Annotated in this window: 15 protein-coding genes; 2 read left to right on the plus strand and 13 right to left on the minus strand. The window is 56.3% G+C overall.

What is annotated here, in order from left to right; genetic code table 11:
- Positions 1-114: 114 nt before the first annotated feature.
- From CV945_RS04170 to aceA, 9 genes are all read right to left on the minus strand, one after another.
- A complete protein-coding gene (locus tag CV945_RS04170) occupies positions 115-3,459 on the minus strand; it encodes an AAA family ATPase (protein ID WP_100659200.1) in 3,345 nt (1,114 codons plus the stop codon).
- Positions 3,456-4,640, minus strand: coding sequence for an exonuclease SbcCD subunit D (locus tag CV945_RS04175; RefSeq protein ID WP_050368292.1), 1,185 nt, complete (start codon positions 4,638-4,640; stop codon positions 3,456-3,458). Before CV945_RS04175 ends, CV945_RS04170 begins: the two co-directional genes overlap by 4 nt.
- Before the next feature lie 18 nt (positions 4,641-4,658).
- Entirely contained in the window at positions 4,659-8,387 is a 3,729-nt protein-coding gene (addA, locus tag CV945_RS04180; protein WP_033011636.1) for a helicase-exonuclease AddAB subunit AddA, read from the minus strand.
- Positions 8,384-11,890, minus strand: a complete 3,507-nt coding sequence (addB, locus tag CV945_RS04185) for a helicase-exonuclease AddAB subunit AddB (protein WP_289668838.1) — start codon at positions 11,888-11,890, stop codon at positions 8,384-8,386. The genes addA and addB overlap by 4 nt, the downstream gene beginning before the upstream one ends.
- A 138-nt stretch (positions 11,891-12,028) precedes the next feature.
- Positions 12,029-12,583 carry a signal peptidase I gene (gene lepB / locus CV945_RS04190; RefSeq protein WP_044746232.1) on the minus strand — a complete coding sequence of 185 codons (555 nt, stop codon included), beginning with the start codon at positions 12,581-12,583 and terminating at the stop codon, positions 12,029-12,031.
- Positions 12,580-13,203, minus strand: coding sequence for a TVP38/TMEM64 family protein (locus tag CV945_RS04195; RefSeq protein ID WP_033011630.1), 624 nt, complete (start codon positions 13,201-13,203; stop codon positions 12,580-12,582). The genes lepB and CV945_RS04195 overlap by 4 nt, the downstream gene beginning before the upstream one ends.
- Before the next feature lie 101 nt (positions 13,204-13,304).
- A complete protein-coding gene (locus tag CV945_RS04200; protein WP_033011628.1) occupies positions 13,305-13,844 on the minus strand; it encodes a competence protein ComK in 540 nt (179 codons plus the stop codon).
- Positions 13,845-13,971: 127 nt separating this feature from the next.
- On the minus strand, positions 13,972-14,166 hold the full coding sequence (locus CV945_RS04205) for a hypothetical protein (RefSeq protein ID WP_033011626.1): 195 nt from the start codon (positions 14,164-14,166) through the stop codon (positions 13,972-13,974).
- Positions 14,167-14,270: 104 nt separating this feature from the next.
- Complete coding sequence (gene aceA / locus CV945_RS04210; protein WP_033011624.1) at positions 14,271-15,557, minus strand: isocitrate lyase; 1,287 nt, start codon at positions 15,555-15,557, stop codon at positions 14,271-14,273.
- Positions 15,558-15,748: 191 nt separating this feature from the next.
- On the opposite strand from aceA, the gene CV945_RS04215 reads away from it, so the two are divergent.
- Entirely contained in the window at positions 15,749-16,339 is a 591-nt protein-coding gene (locus tag CV945_RS04215; protein ID WP_033011623.1) for an SCO family protein, read from the plus strand.
- 112 nt (positions 16,340-16,451) lie between these two features.
- On the opposite strand, the gene CV945_RS04220 is transcribed toward CV945_RS04215, so the two are convergent.
- Together CV945_RS04220 and CV945_RS04225 are read right to left on the minus strand one after the other, a co-directional pair.
- Entirely contained in the window at positions 16,452-16,757 is a 306-nt protein-coding gene (locus tag CV945_RS04220) for an AzlD domain-containing protein (protein WP_033011622.1), read from the minus strand.
- Positions 16,750-17,466: an AzlC family ABC transporter permease gene (locus CV945_RS04225; RefSeq protein WP_033011620.1), complete on the minus strand. Its 717-nt coding sequence runs from the start codon at positions 17,464-17,466 to the stop codon at positions 16,750-16,752. Before CV945_RS04225 ends, CV945_RS04220 begins: the two co-directional genes overlap by 8 nt.
- A 150-nt stretch (positions 17,467-17,616) precedes the next feature.
- Between CV945_RS04225 and dat the strand changes: the two genes are divergently transcribed.
- Entirely contained in the window at positions 17,617-18,477 is an 861-nt protein-coding gene (gene dat / locus CV945_RS04230; protein WP_033011618.1) for a D-amino-acid transaminase, read from the plus strand.
- A gap of 57 nt (positions 18,478-18,534) precedes the next feature.
- Here the strand turns inward: dat and CV945_RS04235 are convergent, their stop codons facing one another.
- On the minus strand, positions 18,535-19,332 hold the full coding sequence (locus CV945_RS04235; RefSeq protein ID WP_033011617.1) for an ABC transporter ATP-binding protein: 798 nt from the start codon (positions 19,330-19,332) through the stop codon (positions 18,535-18,537).
- Positions 19,298-20,302, minus strand: a complete 1,005-nt coding sequence (locus CV945_RS04240) for an ABC transporter permease (RefSeq protein WP_033011615.1) — start codon at positions 20,300-20,302, stop codon at positions 19,298-19,300. The genes CV945_RS04235 and CV945_RS04240 overlap by 35 nt, the downstream gene beginning before the upstream one ends.
- Positions 20,303-20,423: the final 121 nt, after the last annotated feature.

The raw sequence follows: 20,423 nt of genomic DNA on the forward strand, positions 1-20,423 counted from the left end.
GGCAAGGACCGCCCCCTATCCCCCCCCGTTCCTTCAATCCAGTGGGCCGGACTAACCAGCCGGCGCAGCGGCCGCTGGCAACGCATCCGCCAAGCACTGCTCCCGACAGACGGGTTACATCCATTCAAGCCGGACGCGCGTGCCGGGGCCGGACGGCTCCGCCGGCTCGACAATGAGACGGCGCGGCAGCCGGTTGCGAATCTCTTGGACATGGCTGATGACGCCGACAGCCAGCTGCTGCGTATGCAACTTTTCCAAAGCAGAAACGACCGTATCGAGCAGCTCGGCATCCAATGTGCCAAACCCCTCGTCCAAAAAGAAAAACCGGAGCGGATATTCACCGCGCAACTGAATTTGCGCCGACAGCGCCAGCGCCAACGACAGCGATGTCAAAAACGTTTCCCCGCCGGACAGCGTCGACACCGGCCGCCGCACCCCCCCGTTGGCATCATCGCGAATCAAAAACCCGCCTTGCGAATCGAGCTCAAGCGCATAGCGATGGCGCGTCAACTGCTGCAGCCGCTCAGACGCCATGATGGTCACCTGTTCGAGTTGCTCTTCCGCCATAAATTCGACAAAACTGTTGCCGCGAAGCAACGTTTGCAGCTGTTTGTACCGCTCAATTTGGCGGCCGAGAGTTGCCTGCCTCGCCTCCAATTCAACAAAACGGACATGTTTTTTTCTCAGCTCCGCCACTTTTCCGCGCACCGCGCCAAGCTGCTCGGTCATCATCTCAGTGTGCGCTTTCAACTCGTTGTATACTTGCTGCATCATCTCCCATTGTTCAGCGCTCACCGCTTCTTCGCCGATGACAGCCGCCAGCTGGGCGCGGCGGTGCTCAGCCTGCTCGACCTGGCGCCAGTAAAGGCGGATGGCTTCGTCCCATTCATCACATTGCGCTTTTGCCGCCCTCGACATTCGCACTTCTTCAGCATCAGCGAACACAGTGCCGGCCAAGGCGCGGCGCCAGCGAGCGAGCGCTTCTTCCTCGCGGCGGGCCGCTTCCTCGCACGCCTGCTTCGCTGCCTTCGCCTCACTTTCTGTCGCCTGGTATTGCTGTTGGGCGCGCTGCCATTCATCGTACGCCTGCTGTTCGCCGTTTTGCAGCCGGCGCCATTCGGCTTCCGCTTCCCGAAGCTGCACACCTGCCGGGCCAGGTCCGGCCTTCTCGCGCCGTTGCCGCTCATATTCTTTCCACAGCTCCTGTTTGGCGCTCATAAGCGATTCGAGGCGCACCCGCTCCGCCTCAAGCCGGCGACGCTCCTCAGCCGCCTGTTCTTTTGCTCTTTGTTTTTCTTCTAAAAACGGAACGCTGTCTTCAAGCCGTTTTTGTACATCACGCCACATTTTCTCTTGTTCGCGCAGCTGCTCGTAAACCACCGCGATCGTTTCCAGTGAAAAGGAAGGATGCGCCTCGCGCCACTGCCGTTCAAGCTGCTGTTTCTCCTCTTCAAGGCGCTGTTTCTCCGCTTGCAGCGCTTCGATATCCGCTGCCGCCCATCGGCAGGCGTTTTCCGCTTCACGCCGCGCCGCTTCCGCCTCATTCCACTGCGACAACGCCCGGTAAACCGCTTCCTTTCGTTCAATGACATCCTGCCCGAGCGCCCGGACTTCAACGGCCATATCGACGGTTTCGCCTGCCGGGCGGACAGCCGCCTGAACAGGGGGTGTCCCGTGGCTGGCCGCCAGCGCGGCAAGCTGCTCAAGCTGCGCCTTGAATGAGAACAGTGTCTGCAAATCTTGTTCGCAACGCTGCCGCTCTTGCTCGAGCTCAGACAACCGACCAGAGGCTACCGTTTGCGGCCTGGCGGACGGATGCGGGTGCTCACGCGAGCCGCACACCGGGCACGGTTCACCGGGACGGAGCCGCTCAGCCAGAACCGCTGCCAGTTCGGCCGTCTGCGCCTCTTCGATCCGTTGCTGCTCCGCCTCGATCTGTCGCCGCAAAACATGCAGCCGCTTTTCGATATCTTGTTGCCGGCTGCAGACGGAATGGTGCGTTTGTTCAACAAGCTGAAACAGTTGATGAAGGCGGGCGCCGGCAGCGGCGGCGCGGCGCTCCCGCTCAGCCCGCTCTCGTTCGGCTTGGCGCCAGGCAGCTTCCTTTTGCTGGAGCTGCACATCGACGCGGGCGAGAGCGGACGCCGTTTGCTCAATGCGCCGCTTCTCTTCGCAGGCGCGCTCTATTTCGTCTTTGCCAGCGAGCGCAGCGGCATGCCGCTGCAACTCTTCTTTCAGCTCCTGTTGGCGCGCCAAGCCGCGCGCGTACCAGGCCTCCGCTTCCTCGAACTGACGCTGCACCGCTTTTTCCCGGTCCGCCAAGCGGTTCCACTCCTCATGGAGGGCGGCGAGCTCCGCCTTGAGTGTTTCCATTTGCCGTTCGAGCTGCTCCGCCTGCCGCAGCCGCTCCATTTGCACCAACAGCTCCGGCTCGCGCCGCGCTTTTTCCTGCCGCGCCTGCTCATAGCGGCGCACGGCATCCTCATAGTGGGCTTTGGCCGCCTCCAACTGTCGCAACGCCGCCTCCTGCCGCTGCAGCGCCGCGGCCTGCAGGAGGCGCATCTGTTCGTACTGCTCCCAGTACGGCCAAATGCGCTCCGCCTGCTCGGCCCGCCCTTTTTTCGCTTCAAGCGCCCGCACTTCGGGCTCCCGCCGGCGCAATGCCGATAATTCCGCTTCAACCGCTTCTTTTTCCTGCTGCCACGCCCGAAGCTGCCTCGCCCGTTCGACGTCTGCCTCGATTTTCTCAAGCTCTTTTTTGCGCTTGGCAAACAGCGCCGCAAGCTCCCGCTCCTCGGCTTCTGCCTGCTCAAGCGCCGCTTTCGAAGCATCGCCGAGCCCCGCTTTTTCCGCTTCGATTTTTTGCCATTCCTGCTCCGCGGCGGCGAGCCGCTCTTTTAACTTTTTATTCAACTCGTCACCGTATCGTTCAAGATGGAACAGGCGCTGCAGCATTTGCCGGCGCTCCGCCCCTTTGAGGGATAAAAACTCGGCAAACTTCCCTTGCGGCAAAACGACAGCGCGGGTAAAATCTTCCATAGTCAAACCAAGCAGCTGTACGACCGCCTTGTCTACATCAGAGAGCTTGTCCGCGAGCACGACCGGCTCGGCCTGATGTTCGATCAACCGGCAGACGGCGCTCCGCGTCCGCCATTCATCCGCCCTTTTCAAACAGCGTTCCACCGTGTACCGTTTTGCCCCAGCGGCATTTTCCAATTCGAACGTAAAGGAAACGAACAGTTCCTTTTCAGCGTGGTTGATGATCGCTTGTGTCCGATTGGCCGCCCGTCCGACACTTCCGAACAGCGCGAGCGTGATGGCATCCAAAATCGTCGATTTGCCGCTTCCGGTCGGTCCAAAAATGCCGAATACGCCGCCGTCGCAAAGGGCCGTAAAATCGATCGTTTGTTTTTCACGAAAGCTATGAAGCCCGGCAATCGTCAAGGAAATTGGCTTCATTCCTCTTCTCCTTCCCCTTCCTTCTCATCGGCCGCCAATTCCAAAAAAAGGCGCACGAGCTCTTCATCCGGTGTTTGTCCGCCGGTTTGACGTTCGTAAAAACGCCGGAACATTTCCACAAGGGAAAGCGGTTTGCGGTCTGTTTCAGCCGCCGCCTCCCGCTCCCGTTCCGGAAACACCGGGCGGATATGGATAAACCCTTGATGAAGCTTGCGCAGCCGTTGAATCTCTTCCATTGTCAACGGCTCGTTTACATGGACCTCTAAATCGATCCAGCACGACCGGTCTCTTCCTTCCTCGCACCAACGATACACTTGGGCAAGTCCGTCCGTCGCCTTCCAACGGACAAGCGGTTTGCCGGAAACAAGCGGAATCTCCGTCACGTTGGCCTTTCCGCCCGGCTGGACGTCGACAACCGTCACCGACTTGGTGTGCCCAGCTTCGGAAAAGCTGTAAGCAAGCGGTGAACCGGCGTAGCGCGCCGCCGTCTCCGCCCGTCTGACGTCCTGCGGGCGGTGCAAATGACCGAGCGCCACGTATTGCGCCGCCCCGGGCAAACTGGCAGCCGCCACCGTATAGGCGCCGCCCACCTCAATCGGCCGCTCGGAATCGGACGTATGGCCGCCAGCCACGTATAGATGGCTCATCACAACATTGACAGTTTCATCGGCAAATGAGGCGGCCATCGTAGCGAACAATGCCCGGATGCGGTCGTCGTACCGATCGCGAAGCGCGGTTTCCTTATGGTCGGATGACAATAGCTCAGCGAGCCGCGATTCAGACGGGTACGCCAACGGCGCAAGCATCATCGCCTCGCCGCACGACGGAACGTCAATTCGGCAAACTTCCGCCTGTGGGCGGCCAAAAAGGAAAATGTTGTAGTCGGAAAGCAGCGGCCGGGCGGCGCTGATGCGGTCCGGATGGTCATGGTTGCCGCTGATGACCGCAACCGGACGCCGGCCTTTATCGGACAGTCGGGCCAAACTCTCGTAAAACAGCTGCTCCGCCGCCGCCGGCGGATTGACGGAATCGAACACATCGCCAGCCATCAAGACGACATCGATTTGTTCTTTTGCTACAATCTCGACAAGTTCGTCGATAAACGCCTCTTGCTCCGCCAACCGGCTTCGGCCTTCAAGCGTCCGCCCGAGATGCCAGTCTGCCGTATGCAAAATGCGCATCGTCTTTCCCCCTCCGCGTCATTCCACCGCGATAATGTATTGGCCGTCAAACGAATACAAATAGCACTCCGCTACCGGCACGCGCCAAATTTGCTCAATCGCTTGCCGATACAGGCGCATTTGCGTTCCGTAGCGGCCGAGCAAAAAGCGGGCGGCCTCCTCTTTCTGGCCGGCAAAACGGCCGGTCACCTCATCCGTTTTATAGTCGATCATCACATAACCGCGCTCATCCGCAAACACACAGTCAATCACCCCTTGGACAAGCACCCGGCGGTCGTCTTCCATCCCGTCATGCCCGTAAAGATGGGAAGCCGGAAGCCCTAGACTGAATGGCACTTCCCGGTGCACCTCGCGGGCGGCGCAAAGGCGGCGGCCGATATCCGTAGCGAAAAAGGCGGCGATCGCGGCCGCATCGACCGCTTCGGCTTGCTCGGCCGACAACAGCTCTTTTTCGATGAGCCGACCCATTTGCTCACGGATGGACGCTTCACTGACCGGCGCACGCAAGTCGAGATGGCGCATGACGATATGAAGCGCGGTTCCTTTTTCCATCGGCGTCAACGTTTTTTCCTGCATAAAGCGCGGCCGCGAGAAAATCGGCGCTGTTCCTTGGCGCAGCGGCCATTCACTCGCCAGCTCGCCAAACAGCACCCGTTGCTCTTTCAGCTCCGACACCGACTGTTTGGCGCGCACAATCGTCCCTTTTTCATAGCGATACCGCCATAACAAACGCCGCTCTGCTTCCTCTTTCCAGCCGCCGCCAGCCGGAACCGGGCGGCCATGTTCAAGCGCAGCGAGCACGCTCTCGTCCGCCTGGTCGGCAGCCGCCTCGCCGCTGCGCAGCTCGGCCGCGGGCACAATGGCAATGCGCCATACGGACGGATGGGAGGCGATTTCATCCGGCGCCTTCTCTCCCGCTAAAATGCACCCGTCGCGGTGGCGAATGAGCGCCCGGCCGATCCAGTCTAAATAGGAACGGGCCGATGCTCGCACATCGTCGGGAAGCAGCCATTCGCGTTCTCCCGCAACGCCTTTCCATTTTTCGATCTCCTTATCGGCATCGTTGACCGCGGCGAGCAAATAAAGCTTCTCTTTCGCTCTTGTCAGCGCAACGTACAAAATGCGCATTTCCTCGGCGAGCAGCTCAAGCCGCTTTTTCACTTGGATCGCCAGCAATGGCAGCGTTGGATAGCTGATGCGCAGCTGTGGGTGGACAAAACGGGCGCCAAAGCCGAGCTCTTTATCCAACAAGTACGGATGATGCAAATCCCGCGTATAAAACGGGCGGGCGAGTCCGGCCAGAAAGACGACCGGAAACTCGAGCCCTTTGCTGCTATGGATCGTCATCACCCGCACGACATCTTCCTGCTCACCAAGCGGCCGGGCTGCTCCTAAATCATCGCCGCGCTCCTGCAGCCGCTCAATAAAGCGGAGAAAGCGGAACAGCCCGCGAAAGGCCGTCGATTCGTATTGGCGGGCGCGATCATACAAGGCACGCAAATTGGCCTGCCGTTGCTTTCCACCCGGCAGCGCGCCGACAAAATCGTAAAATTGTGTATCGCGATACAGCTGCCAGATGAGGTCGGCCAACGAGCGGCGGCGGGCCATCGTGCGCCAGCGCCCGAGCTGCTCCAAAAACGCGGCCGCTTTTTTCTTGGCGGCCTCCTCCTCATCCGTTTCCGCCGGCTTTTGCCGGAACAACTGAAGCGCCTCATAAAACGTTCCTTTTGGATCGGCGAGGCGGATCATGGCCAGCTCGTTTTCATCAAAGCGAAACAGCGGCGAGCGGAGCACAGCGGCGAGCGGAATGTCTTGGTGCGGGTTGTCAATGACTTTCAGAAGCGACAGCATCACCGAAACTTCCGTCGCCTGAAAGTAGCCGGACGATAAATCGGCAGCCGCCGGAATGCCGTGCGCCTGCAGCTGCTCGATCATTTGCGGGGCGTTCGTCATCGAACGGACGAGCACAACGATGTCTCGGTACATGGCACGCCGCGGTTGCCCGCTTGAGCGGTCATGCACATAAAATGGCCGCGACACGATTTCTTTGATTTTCTCGGCCATTAGGCGCGCCTCCAGCTCGGAGCCCTCAAGCTCCGCTGCCTCTTCGTCCTCTTCTTCCGCCGCGCGCTGCCGGTTGATGATCATCACTTCCGGAACAGTATCCGCCCCATCCGGATAATCGGCGCCATACTTAAGCTGGGCTGCTTCATCGTACGCCATCTCCCCAACGGTTTCCCCCATGATTTGTGCAAAAAGGAAGTTCGTGCCGTCCAGCACCTCGGCGCGGCTGCGGAAATTGCGCGCCAAATCAATTCTCATTCCCCCTGCGGCCCCATCAGCGGCAAACCGTTTGTATTTGTCCAAAAACAGCATCGGCTCGGCGAGGCGAAAACGATAAATCGACTGCTTGACATCGCCGACCATAAATAAGTTGCCAGTCCGCTCGCTTCCTTTTTTGACGAGCTGCAAAATCGCTTCTTGCACAAGGTTCGTATCTTGATACTCATCGACAAGCACTTCATCAAACTGCGCTTGGTACTCCAAAGCGGCCGCCGATGGCTGCCATTCGCCCGTTTTCGGGTCGCGCTGCCGCAAAACATGCAGACAATAATGTTCCAAATCAGAAAAGTCGACGATCCCTTTTTCACGTTTCACGGCTTGAAACCTAGCGGAAAAACGGCGGACAAGCGCAACGATCGTCTCAACCGCCGGCTTCATCTCCCGCATATGGCGGATCCAGACAGACGGGGGCAGCGAAAATATGTTGTCGCGCAGCGCTTCCAGTTTCTTCTTCGCCTGGTCGCGAAGCGATTTCGCCTCATCGACGAGCCACTTGTCATAGCCATCGCCGCGACAGCCCGGAAGCCGGCCGAACGCCAGCGACTGCAAAGCACGATACAGTCCTTCCCACGATTGCGACCGCCATCTTTCAAGTTCAGCGACAACGGCGGCATCCTCGCGCAGCCGTTTCTCATACGGCCGCGGCCCGCCCGGTTCCTGCGCAAGACGCAACGCCCTTTCGATGAGCCGTTTGGCCGCTGCCAGCTCCATCGCCGCATGTTGGTTGATATAGCGCGATGGCAAAAGCGACTCGGGCGGCGTCTGTTCATCGACCTCATACATGGATACAAGGCCTTTCAGCCATTCATCGGGAGCGGGGTGGGAGCGGGAGAAGTCATGCAACGCGAAAATCATGTCTTGCAGCTCGGCATCGCTCCGGTCTCCGGTGTAAGCATCAATGACGGCAAAAAAGCGCTCGTTATCCGCCTTTCCATATTCCTCCTCAAGCAGCTCCTCAAGGACGTCCTCTTTCAGCAGTTCGATTTCTGTCTCATCAGCGATGCGAAACGACGGATCCAGATCGAGCAAATAATAATATTTGCGGATGACATCTAAGCAAAACGAATGGAGCGTCGAAATCGAGGCGCGGTTGAGCAGGCTGAGCTGGCGCCGCAAATGGAGCGAATGCGGCCGCTTGGCGAGTTCGCGCTCGAGCGCCTCGCCGATCCTCGCTTTCATCTCAGCCGCCGCAGCGTTCGTAAACGTGACGACAAGAAGGCGGTCAATATCGGTCGCCTCGTCTTCCGCCGTTACTTTTTGGATGATTCGCTCAACAAGAACGGCCGTTTTTCCAGACCCGGCCGCCGCAGCGACGAGAACGTCCCGGCCGCCGGCCACGATGGCTTTCCACTGTTCATCCGTCCACCGGCTTCCGGCCGGCTTCGGGCGAAACGCAACGCTCAAGATTCTCCCCTCCCTTTCGTTATATTCTTCATCACGTCTTCCCCCGTCTGTGGGGCAAGCTTTCGGAATTCGTTGCCGGACAGCGCCTCGTCAAATTGGCATATGGACTTAAAGGCGCAAAAGTCGCACGCTGTTTTGCTTTTCAGCTTGTACGGGGCAATCGATACAATGCCGTCAGCGATTTGTCCGCCAATATCGGCAAACAGACGGCGGACGTGCTGGCGAAGCGCATCAAAATCAGAAGCGCTCGCGACCGAAGACTGCGAATGAATCGCCCCGCTGCTCGTCAGCCTGACCGGCACAATCAGCGACCGCTGCCCTTTTTCCAATTGACTGTCCATCAGCCGGATTGCCTCCACATCGGCAAGCAGCAGACCGCGCATCCGAAACGGCTCAAGAAGTTGTTTCGCCATCTCCGCTTCATCGTCAAGCCACTGCTTCGCCTTCACAATCGGATTATGGACATGGAAATAGAGCACCCCGGCCGGCAGTGCCGGCTGTTTGACAAGTTGCTCAGCATACGTGAGCACAATGTCCAAATAGGTAAGCATTTGCAACGCCAAACCGTAATACACTTCCGTCAAATCAAGCGTTTTGGCGCTCGATTTGTAATCGATGATGCGAAGAAATACTCCTTCGCTGCTTTCTGCCTTGTCAACGCGGTCGATTCGCCCGACAAGCTCCATAACCGTCCCGTCGCGAAGTTGAAAGCGAAGCGGCGGCAAGTCGCCGCCCGGTCCAAACGCCAGCTCGAGCCCGATCGGAACAAAGCCGCTCGCCCGCGCATGCTCGCTCAACACGTGGGTTGTGCGGGCGACAACGTGTTTTAATTTCCGTTTCATATATTCATAGCGAGACGAGCTGGACAGCACTTGCTGTTGAATGAGGGGGGCAAGCCGTTCGACCGCTTCATCCGACAGACGCTCGCAATCCGGTTGGGACAGTTCGCGCCAATCAACGTGCTGTTCGCGCAGCCGGTCGGCGATTTGTTTAATGGCCGCATGGAACAACTGGCCGACATCCGGCGCCTCGAGGCGGAAAATGCTTCGCTCCTTTAAGCGCAGCCCGTGTGAAATAAAATGGGCGTACGGGCATTTTTGAAACTGCTCCATGCGCGAGACGCTCGCCTGAATTTTTTTTCCGTACAACCGCCGGCTCCATTGTTTTTTCAACGGCGCAGCTTTGTTTGTATAAAACAGCGCCGACACCGCCTTTTGCACCCTCTCGTTCCATTCCGGGCGGGCGATGAACACGTTGTACACATCCCACCAAAGCGGATCGATGCCATAGTTTCGCTTCCATGCGCGCAGCTGGCTGACCAAATACGTTTGTGTCGCCTGCGGCGCTGTCACAAACGCCTCCGCCTTCTCTTCCGGGGCATCGAACGGATCGTTGCCGCACAAGCGCACCTTCACCTTCGGGAACAGCTCCGACAATTGTTTAATCAGCGGCGATGGCATGAGCGCTTTCCCTTCGCCATCGGCCAGCGGGTATGTAACATACAGCCGTTCGCTTGGACAGGCAAGCGCCAGGTAGATAAAAAACGGATCGTAAAACAGCTGTTCCCGGCTCCCCGGCGCAAGCGCCACACCGAGTTCGCGCAGCTGCTCCCGTTCGATTTCCGCCATAAGCCCATCCTCTTTCGCCCTGGCCGGAATGACGCCATCGTTGGCGCCAATGACAAACGCATACTTCACGCCGATGAGGCGCGAACGGTCGAGCTGGGCGACGATCACTTGATCGATGGCCGGCGGCACAAGGGAGAACTCAAGCCGGTCAAGCCCGGCCTCGATAATTTTGGCAAATTCGGCTAACGACAACGGTTCCGCTCCGAGCATTTCAACGTATTGGTCAAGCAAATCGATGACCGCGTTCCACACCTGCTCATGCTGGCGCGCTTCCACGAGGCGGCCTTCCGCTTCCGCCTGCGCGCTCATTTGTTCCAGCTTTTTCGGAATCTGCAATTCTTCTAACAAGAGATATAGCGCCGTGCAATACCCGCGCCCGTCCTTAGCCCGGCGCAAACGGCGCTCAAGGCGGCGGAGCGGGGCGGCCAGCGTCTCCCGCCATTCGTTCAACTTGTCCTCAAATTGCCGTTCTTCATCCGTCTGCGGCACATTCAACCCGTCAAGCGCCCGGTAGCGCCGATACGGCCAGCGCTCGCCGCTCGTCCATTTGTCCCCCTTCATCCCATAAGCAAGAACATAGTTTTCGAGTTTGTCGGCTGCCTCGCGCCACATGACCAAGTCACCGTCCAACGGAAAGAGCAAATCCGTCTTCACAGCGCGAAACACCGCCTCATACCGCCAGTTTGTGGAAATGGTTTCCAAAGCAGCGCGCACAAGTTCAATGAGCGGATGATGGTGCATCGGCTCTTTTTCATCCATAAAATACGGGATGCCAAAATCAAAAAACACCGTCTTCACAAGGTCGCGGTACGCCTCCGTTTGGCGGATGACGAGCGCGATGTCGCGATAGCGCGCCCCTTCGTCGCGGACAAGGCGGATGATTTCCCGGGCGACTGCTTCCAGTTCTGCGCGGCGGTTGGCCGCCTCATAAAGGCAGACCGCACCGTCTTCCGCTTCGTAAGGTGGCAGCGGGCGGCGATGAAACTGCGCCTCGAGATGGGCGAGCGCCCCGCTTTGATGACGTCGGTTTTCCGCGAGCACGACCGGCTCTTCAAGCAAAACATCGTTGGCCAAGGCAAGCTCGCGCAACTGGCGGTACGTCTGCGCCGGCAGATAAAACAAGTCGAGCTCGTCCGGCATCGCACCATCATACGGGCGGTCGACCGTCAGGCAAACGGTGACCCGCCGGCAATGACGAAGAAGCTGCTCAATCACTATGTATTCTTGCGGGGCAAAATGATGGAATCCGTCGATATAAACATCGGCATCGCGCAAATAGCAGGAGCGGGGGATTTGTTCGGCGAGCAGGCGCAAATAATCTTCCGAATCGAGGTAATGGCCGCTTAAGCTCCGCTCGAGCTCTGCATAAACGAGCGCGACATCGCTGAGCTTATCGGCCAGCAGGCGCCGGCCCGGCCGGCTCGGCCCGCTTTCCAGCTCCTCGACACGGCGGCGAAGCTCGTCCGGCGTTAAGCAATACCGCTTGCATTCGGCGATCATCTCATGCAGCTGCTCGACAAAACCGCTTTTGTCCGCCGCACGGCCAAACAGTCTAAGCTCCTGTTTCCGCTGTTCAATAATTTTGCGAATCATCATTTGCACGCCGACATCGTGGACGTGGTAGCGGTTCATGCCTCCCGTCTCCTGCAAGACGCGCCAGGCGAGGCGGGGGAAGCTGAACACTTGGGCGCGGATCATTCCTCCTGCTCCCTCGGTATGGATTAAGGCGTATTCACATTGAAACGTCATCTGCTCCGGAACGAGGTAAACAATCGTCTTTCCTCTCGGATCTTCCTGCAGCTTGCGGCGGATTTCCGCAAGACACATAGCCGTCTTCCCGCTTCCCGATCGTCCAAGCAAAAAGCGAAGCGACACGGCGATCACCACCATTCGTTTCCTTTATCTCTTCCATTTTAGCACATATGTTCGTATTTGGTAAAGAAAAAACTGCCTTCCTTGAAAGCAACCGCTCCCTTAGGCAAAACCGCCGCCGCACCTCGATGCGCCATTTTCTCAAAAATGGAAAGCAATCTCCCGAAACGGCCAATAGCGGAGGTCTACCTTGCCGACCACTTGACTGATTTTGACGAAGCCGAAATGGCGGCTGTCCCAACTGCTGAGCCGATTGTCGCCAAGGACAAAAATGCAGCCGGCCGGCACCCGCTTTTCTCCCGTCACCTCTTCAAGGGTAAAATCGCCTGTCAGCTTCTCGCTAAGGAGTTGCTGCTTATACGGCCGCAAATACGGTTCATCGACCTGTCGACCGTTAATATACAGCACATCGTTTTTGTACTCGATCCGATCCCCCGGCAGCCCGATGACCCGTTTCACGTAATCTTCCTTTTGATTGGCGTGAAACACGACAACATCAAACCGATGAATCGGGGCAATTTCATAACGGATCTTATTGACGATCAGCAAATTGCCGCTTTGCAGCGTCGGCATCATTGACTTTCCTTCCACCATATAATTGCTGAAAACGAAAAAACGGAGCATGGCGACAAACCCGACAGCGGCGAGCCATGGCCAGCGGCGTCCCCGCTTCTTTCCTTGTTTCCGTTTGGTCACTCCCCGTCCTCCTCGCTGCGTTGTTTTTCCGTCAACGAAAATCTCGCCTCTACTCGTTTTCCCGCATACCAAAGCAGCAGCACAACAACAGCGATCGCCGCCGTACGCAACGGCTGGCGGACAAGCGCCACCAAGTCATACCCGATAAAGCTGATCGTAAAAATCATGATCATCTTTCCAAGCAAGACCGCTAATACAAACTGCTGGCGGCTGATGCGTGACAGACCGGCAACGATATTGACAAGCGCCGACGGGGTGAAAGGAAAGCAATACAGCAAAAACAGCGGCCCGAATCCGTGCCGTTCAATCCAGTGCATAAACTGGCGCACTTTTGGATGGCGGCGGACAAAATGAAAGAAACGCTGCTGGCCGATCTTCCGCGTCAGCCAAAAGACGATGAGCGAGCCGAGCGAAGCGCCAATCCAAGAAATGAAAAACCCTTTCCACAACCCGAATGCCGCTGCGTTCGCCATCACAAACACAACCATCGGCAAAATCGGAAAAAACGACTCGAGCAGCGTCGCCGCAATGCCGGGAAATATGCCGAAGGAACGGTAATGGTCGAGCAAGGAAAGCACGTGGTCGAGCGTGAGCCATTGTTTCAAAGTTTCCATATTCATCGTTCTTTCTCCATTCAAATGCCGTTTATATTTTTATTTTACACGCTCGGCCGCGCAATTTGAACTTTTGCTTGTGAAAACCCATTTTTTTATCATGGCGGTTATTCCGTCACATGCTTTTCTTGCTGCATGCGATATATGTATTGCAGTTTGCGCTCTCTCGCCTCCATTCGCTCCGACAGTTTCGTCCGCAGCTGGGCTGTTCGGTGCAATTGGTTGATGAAAGATTTGCAGGACACATCGAGGACAACGCTTTTCCCGTTGCGGAAGTATACAACCGTCCGCTCATATTTCGCAGGCTCATACCGATAGACATGCATATGCGACAGCCAAACACAGCAGGAATCTTTCGGGGAAGCGGTGGGAAAGAAGTAAATTTCGTTGGACGGTTCAATGGCGATCGGCGCTTTGTGGGTGATGCCGATCACGGCCTTTGTTCCCTCTTTTCTGCCTTGAAAGCTGCAGCCATAATAATCGCAGCTATGTCTAATAATGTCGAGGGGCGTTTGTTTGACAATGTACTCGCCATCTTCCTCGACGACCTTTGCATACAGGTCATTGTTCAACAAATAAGGGAGAATCGCCATCGTATAACGGCTCACGACGAAATGGTTTAGGATGATAAATTCATTTACTTTCATCGTCTCATCTCCTCTCAACGAACTCACCACTCCTATCATACCACTAATAGTTATATTTTTCTATATTTTGAAAAAAGTTAGCGGGTTTTTTGCACAAAAAATCCCATGACGATCGTCATGGGCATTGTCAGGAGTTTTCAAACGTCTGGCCGATTTCTTTCATTGCTAAATACTCGTTCGCTTGCTCGAGCGCCGTATGTTCGCCGACCGAGTCGCCTGCATACGTTTCCTCGTTCATCCACGATTGTTCAAAATGGAGATCGGTGCTGACGCGGAATTCGGCAGGGATTAGCTCCGGCAGACTATCTTTTTTCTTTTCCATTTCATCGCCTCCCTCCGTCTATAGAGTGCGCCAGCTTTTTCCTTTTATACGCAAAAAAAGCCCGGTCAAACCGGGCTTCCGTCGATATACGGCAATAGCCGCCGTCAAGCGGTCGTAAACTGCTCCTCTTCCGTCGATCCTTTCAAAGCGACTGTTGACGATTGGCCGCCGGAGATCACTTGGGCGACTTCGTCGAAATAGCCGGTGCCGACTTCGCGTTGATGGCGCGTTGCAGTGTAGCCATATTTTTCAGCGGCAAATTCTGCTTGCTGCAGTTCGGCGTATGCAGCCATGCCGCGTTCTTTGTAGCCGCGCGCCAGTTCAAACATGCTGTAGTTGAGCGCGTGGAATCCAGCCAGAGTAACGAACTGGAACTTGTACCCCATTTTGCCGAGCTCTTGCTGGAATTTGGCGATCGTTTCGTCGTCCAATTTTTTCTTCCAGTTGAACGACGGCGAGCAGTTGTACGCCAGCAGCTTGCCAGGGAATTTTTCATGAATGGCTTCCGCAAACCGGCGCGCTTCTTCCAAATTCGGTTCGCTCGTTTCGCACCAAATAAGGTCGGCGTACGGCGCATAGGCAAGTCCACGGGCGATCGCCTGATCGAGCCCTGCACGCGTGCGGTAAAATCCTTCCGGCGTCCGTTCACCGGTAATAAACTGTTGATCGCGCGGATCAATGTCGCTCGTAATCAAGTCGGCCGCATTGGCGTCCGTGCGGGCGATGAGCACGGTCGGGACGCCCATGACATCGGCGGCAAGCCGCGCCGCGATCAAGTTGCGCACCGCCGTTTGCGTCGGCAAAAGCACCTTTCCGCCCAAATGTCCGCATTTTTTCTCCGATGACAGCTGGTCTTCAAAATGGACACCGGCCGCTCCCGCTTCGATCATCGCTTTCATGAGCTCAAACACGTTCAGCTGGCCGCCGAACCCCGCCTCGGCATCAGCCACGATCGGAACAAAGTAGTCGATGTCTCCACTACCTTCCAAATATTGAATTTGATCCGCGCGCTGCAACGCCTGATTAATGCGTTTGACGACGTGCGGAACACTGTTGGACGGATACAAGCTTTGGTCCGGATACATTTGCCCGGCGAGGTTGGCGTCGGCTGCCACCTGCCATCCGCTTAAATAAATGGCTTTCAACCCGGCTTTCACTTGTTGCACGGCCTGATTCCCCGTCAACGCACCAAGCGCGTGGACATAGTCTTCGGTATGGAGCAGTTTCCATAGTTTTTCTGCGCCGCGCCGAGCGAGCGTATGCTCAATATCGATCGAGCCGCGCAGTTTAATGACATCTTCGGCGCTGTACGGGCGGACGATCCCTTTCCAGCGCTCTTCATTTTTCCAGCTTTCCTCTAATTGTCGGACACGTTCAGCAAATGACGCCATTTTTCCTTCCCCCATCTCTTTGTTATAATACATTATTTTTATTTACGGTTTTATTATATAACAGAAAGAAAAAAATGCAAGCTTTTTTTGAAACTTTTTTTGAATTAGGAAAATAGACACAAACTGTTCGTAAACAACACCGTTTTCCTATCCGTACTTTTGGTATGATCATGAATAGAGGAGTGATGAGAATGAGAAAGTGGTATACGATAGCAGCGTGCCTCGTACTGTTCGGAATCGGCGCCGGCATCTTTTACTTTACCGTTTATAAGCCATCTGCCGCGCGCCTTCCCCACGATGTCACAATGGAAACTGCCTGGGGGCGTCCGTATGCGTTCGGCGACTTGCCGCCGAAAGTGCGGCTCGTTGAGTTTATTTATACAAACTGTCCGGATATTTGTCCGAATACGACAATGCAAATGGCGAAACTGCGCGACCGGCTGGAAAGCGCCGGTGTATTTGGGCGGGATGTCGAATTTATCACCATCACGATTGATCCGGCCCGCGACACGAAAGAAAAGCTGCAAACATATGCCCGCACGTTTGGCGTAACCGGCGACGGGCAAGGCTGGGTATTTTTGCGCGGCAGCGAGGACGAAACAAAAAAAACAGCCGACGCCTTCGATTTTCAATACCGAGACCCGGGCAACGGGATGATTGTGCATACAGCGCTCGCGTACTTGCTTGACCGCGATGGCCGCGTCATTGAGCAGGTCGGGATGGGGACTTCGCGGTTTCACGTCGATGACGTATATGAAACCATTATGAATGAGTTGCCGTAATATCGCCGCAACAAACAGGTGTCCCGATCACTCGGGACACCTGTTTGTGCTGGATGATGTGTGTTCCAGGGAAATCCGGCGCCTTTTGCCCCCTTGCCAAAGACAGCATCGTTCAAACGACGAGCGAATACAGACTGAGGACCGCAACCGCGGCAAGAACGACGACCATGACATTGGCCCCGAACCAAGCCGCGATGACAGCCGCCGCAAAACCAATGGCTCCGAACACAACATCATCTTGGATGAAAAAAACGTCAGGAATAATGAGCGCCCCAAGCACTGCATACGGCACGTTTTTCAGCACCCCTTGCCAAAACGGCGGCAGCTGGATGCGGCCGAGCAGCACAAACGGCAGCAGGCGGGGCAAGTACGTCACGACTCCCATGCCGATGATCATCCAGACGATCGTGCTATTCATCGCCGTTTCCTCCTTCTTTCGCCAGCCATTGAACGATGACAGCCGACAGCAACGTAGCCAACACGATCGACCATCCTTTCGACAAGTGAAGAACAAACGTGCCGATGGAATTAAACAAAGCGGACAGCCCCGCCAGCCATACGATTTTCCGTTGCTTTTTCAACGCCGGCACAAGCAGCCCGATAAACATGGCATACAAGGCGATCGACATGCTTTCCTGCAGGCTTTCCGGCAGGCTCGCCCCTACGGCATGCCCAATGCCGGAATTGACCACCCAGCTGCCGTACGCCATGGCAATCAATCCAAACATATACGAAGCGTTGACCGTCCCCTCTTTCATCGCGGCCACTGAAAACGTTTCATCGGTGATGCCAAAGGCGTACAACGCTTTTTTCCAAAATGCATCCGGCTCGGCTTTTTCGCTCAGGGAAGCGGACATTAAAAAATGGCGAATATTTAAAATAAACGTCGTCAACACGATTTCCAACGCCCCGGTGCCGGCGGCAATCAAACTGAGGGCAATATATTGCGAAGCGCCGGCAAAGACAACAAGGCTCATCAGCACCGTTTCGCCAAGCGTCAGCCCGGTCGTCTTGGCGAGTAGTCCAAAAGCGAGCGCAATCGGCGTATAGCCAATGGCGATCGCCACCCCCGCTTGCACTCCTTGGCGAAACGGCGCCATCTTGCTAGCTTCCCATGTCGTTTCCACTGATCATCCCCCCGTCTTGCTAGATTAATAGCTCCATTATGCAAAAAAGAACGATGTTTCGCAACCCGAACATCCATCACAATTTTTTCCCCTATGATATAATCAAATTGATTGACGATCGATTTGTCACAAGAAAAGGAGTGCACGTCCATGACCGTAAAAGCATATGTTTTGACCGAACGCGGCTTCCTTCGTTCCGAACAAGTCGCCTATCCGATGGAAGAACGCGGCTTGCAGTTTGGCGACGGCGTCTACGAAGTCGTTCGTCTATACAGCGGCACGTACATCTGGCTCCATGAACATCTAGACCGCCTATACCGCTCGGCGGCGGCCATTCGCCTCGCCGTTCCGTTCAGTCATGAAGAGTTGGCTGAGCGGCTCGAGCAGCTGCGCCGCATGAACGATGTGCGCGAAGATGCCATTTTGTATTTGCAAGTGACGCGGGGGAGCTTCCCGCGCAGCCATGCATTTCCGGCCGAAAACCGGCCGAATTTGTACGCCTACATTCAGCCGATGGCGCGAAAAACGGAGGAAATGGCGCGCGGCGTGCGCGCGATTTTGACCAAAGACGTCCGCTGGGAGTACTGCTGCATTAAAAGCTTGAACTTGCTGCCGAACGTACTTGCAAAACAAGAAGCCGTCGAGCGCGGAGCGTTTGAAGCGATTCTCCACCGCGACGGCGTCGTGACCGAGGGAAGTTCATCGAACATTTTCCTTGTCAAGCACAAAACCGTCTATACTCACCCAGCGACGGAGCGGATTTTAAACGGCATCGTCCGCACCAAAGTGAAGGAATTTTGCGCTGAACTTGGCATTCCGTTCATCGAAAAGGCGTTTTCCGTCAGCAGTCTCGCCGAAGCCGATGAACTGTTTTTGACGAGCACCACCTCGGCGATCACTCCGATCGTCCAAGTAGAAGAAACATTGATCGGAAACGGCGAACCGGGGGACGTGACGAAAGCGCTGCAAGCCGCCTATCAAAAGGCGACCAAGCCGCTTCCAACCGCTTGACCCGTTCCGTTGCACCGAAAACGAGGCGCCCGCAACGTTGGGGCACCTCGTTTCGTTTTATGAACCGAGCACAGCGCGGTCGCTCGCAAACCGGCTGCCGCGGATGCGCTGAAACTCTTCCAACAGCCGCTCGACTGTCAATTTTTCTTTTTCCTCTCCCTCGGCCGTGAAAATAATTTGCCCTCCATCCATCATGATGAGCCGGTTGCCAAGGCGAATCGCCTGCTCCATATTGTGCGTGACCATCAGCGTCGTCAACTGATGCTGTCTGACAATTTCCTTCGTCAATTCGGTGACAAGCTCGGCCCGCGCCGGGTCGAGGGCGGCGGTATGTTCATCAAGCAAAAGCACATCCGGCTTTGTGAATGTGGCCATCAACAGTGAAAGCGCCTGCCGCTCCCCGCCGGAGAGAAGGCCGACTTTAGCGGCGAGCCGGTCTTCGAGCCCTAAATGGAGCGTTTGCAGCGTTTCCCGAAACCACTTTCGCTTTTCTCTTGTTACACCAAGACGCAGCGTGCGCCGTCTTGTTCGGTTGTAAGCGAGCGCCAAATTTTCCTCGATCGTCATATGGGGGGCGGTGCCGGCCATCGGATCTTGAAACACGCGGCCGATGTAGCGGGCGCGGGCATGTTCTTTGAGCGCCGTGACGTTGCGGCCGTTGATCCACACTTCACCCGTATCAGGGGACAGCCGGCCGGAAATGATATTCATCAACGTCGACTTTCCGGCGCCGTTGCTGCCGATGACCGTGACAAAATCGCCGGGGGCCAGCGTTAAATCAATCCCCCGCAAGGCGACTTTTTCATCAGCAGTTCCTTCGTTAAATACTTTTGTAATTCGTTTTAGCTCCAGCAACCGTCTCTCCCCTCTCAAGCTGTGCTGCTTTCCGTTTTTTCCTCTGTTTTTCTTTTTGCGCCGCCGCCACGTTCGGGACGATCAGCGCCAGTATCACAATCGCCGCCGTGATCAACTTTACATCGCCCGTCTCCAAAAACTCAACCCGCAGCGCAAGCGCCAAAATGAGCCGATACACAATGGCGCCGCCAATCACCGCCCATGTCGCTCGCGCAACCGAACGGGCGCCAAACAGCGCCTCTCCGATGATGACAGACGCAAGTCCGATGACGATCATCCCGATTCCCATGCCGACGTCGCTGAATCCGCCATACTGGGCAACAAGCGCCCCAGACAAGGCGACCAACGCATTCGACAGCCCGAGTCCGAAGACGATCAACCAGTCGGTGTTGGCGGAAAAACTGGCCACCATCGGTTTGTTGTCCCCGGTCGCCCGCAGCGCGATTCCGACTTCCGTTTTCAACAGCCAATCGAGCAGCCATTTCACCACGAGCGCGACGACGGCCATCGAAACGAGCACCGCCCACGTCCGCGGCGCAAACCCGGTGAAAGAAAACAGCTTGTTGAGCGTCTCATCCAATCCGGATTGCCGCCAGGCGGCAGTGATTTTCGTGATGACCGTTTCTTGCTGCAACAGCGGTACATTCGACTTTCCCATGATGCGCAAATTGATGGAATATAAAGCAATCATCATTAAAATGCCGGATAAAAGCGGATTGATTTTCCCTTTCGTATGCAAAAGCCCGGTCAGCGCCCCGGCGGCAAAGCCGGCCGCAAGCGCTGCAGCCGACGCAGCAAACGGATCCGCTCCGCCTGTGATGAGCACCGCGGCGACCGAAGCGCCGGTGACAAAGCTGCCGTCAACCGTTAAATCCGGAAAATCCAGCACGCGGAATGACAAATAGACGCCAAGCGCCATCACCGCATAAATCAACCCCGCTTCCACCGAACCAAACATCGCTGCCGACATGCCTACCCCCCCTGTTGGTGACAAAGGGGCTGACCCAAAACGCGAATGCGTTTTGGGATCAGCCCCCACTTTTTTGCCTCAAATATAGAAGAATCGCCCTTTTTTCTGGTAGAATAGAGTC

The organism is Geobacillus sp. Manikaran-105 (assembly GCF_002809955.1).
Taxonomy (GTDB): Bacteria; Bacillota; Bacilli; order Bacillales; family Anoxybacillaceae; genus Geobacillus; species Geobacillus thermophilus.

Excerpts from the sequence above, each read along its gene's own strand:
- CV945_RS04170 (WP_100659200.1), bottom strand. The coding sequence starts at position 3,459 with ATGAAGCCAATTTCCTTGACGATTGCCGGGCTTCATAGCTTTCGTGAA.
- CV945_RS04175 (WP_050368292.1), bottom strand. The coding sequence starts at position 4,640 with ATGCGCATTTTGCATACGGCAGACTGGCATCTCGGGCGGACGCTTGAA.
- CV945_RS04195 (WP_033011630.1), bottom strand. The coding sequence starts at position 13,203 with ATGAATATGGAAACTTTGAAACAATGGCTCACGCTCGACCACGTGCTT.
- CV945_RS04200 (WP_033011628.1), bottom strand. The coding sequence starts at position 13,844 with ATGAAAGTAAATGAATTTATCATCCTAAACCATTTCGTCGTGAGCCGT.
- CV945_RS04205 (WP_033011626.1), bottom strand. The coding sequence starts at position 14,166 with ATGGAAAAGAAAAAAGATAGTCTGCCGGAGCTAATCCCTGCCGAATTC.
- aceA (WP_033011624.1), bottom strand. The coding sequence starts at position 15,557 with ATGGCGTCATTTGCTGAACGTGTCCGACAATTAGAGGAAAGCTGGAAA.
- CV945_RS04215 (WP_033011623.1), top strand. The coding sequence starts at position 15,749 with ATGAGAAAGTGGTATACGATAGCAGCGTGCCTCGTACTGTTCGGAATC.
- CV945_RS04220 (WP_033011622.1), bottom strand. The coding sequence starts at position 16,757 with ATGAATAGCACGATCGTCTGGATGATCATCGGCATGGGAGTCGTGACG.
- dat (WP_033011618.1), top strand. The coding sequence starts at position 17,617 with ATGACCGTAAAAGCATATGTTTTGACCGAACGCGGCTTCCTTCGTTCC.
- CV945_RS04240 (WP_033011615.1), bottom strand. The coding sequence starts at position 20,302 with ATGTCGGCAGCGATGTTTGGTTCGGTGGAAGCGGGGTTGATTTATGCG.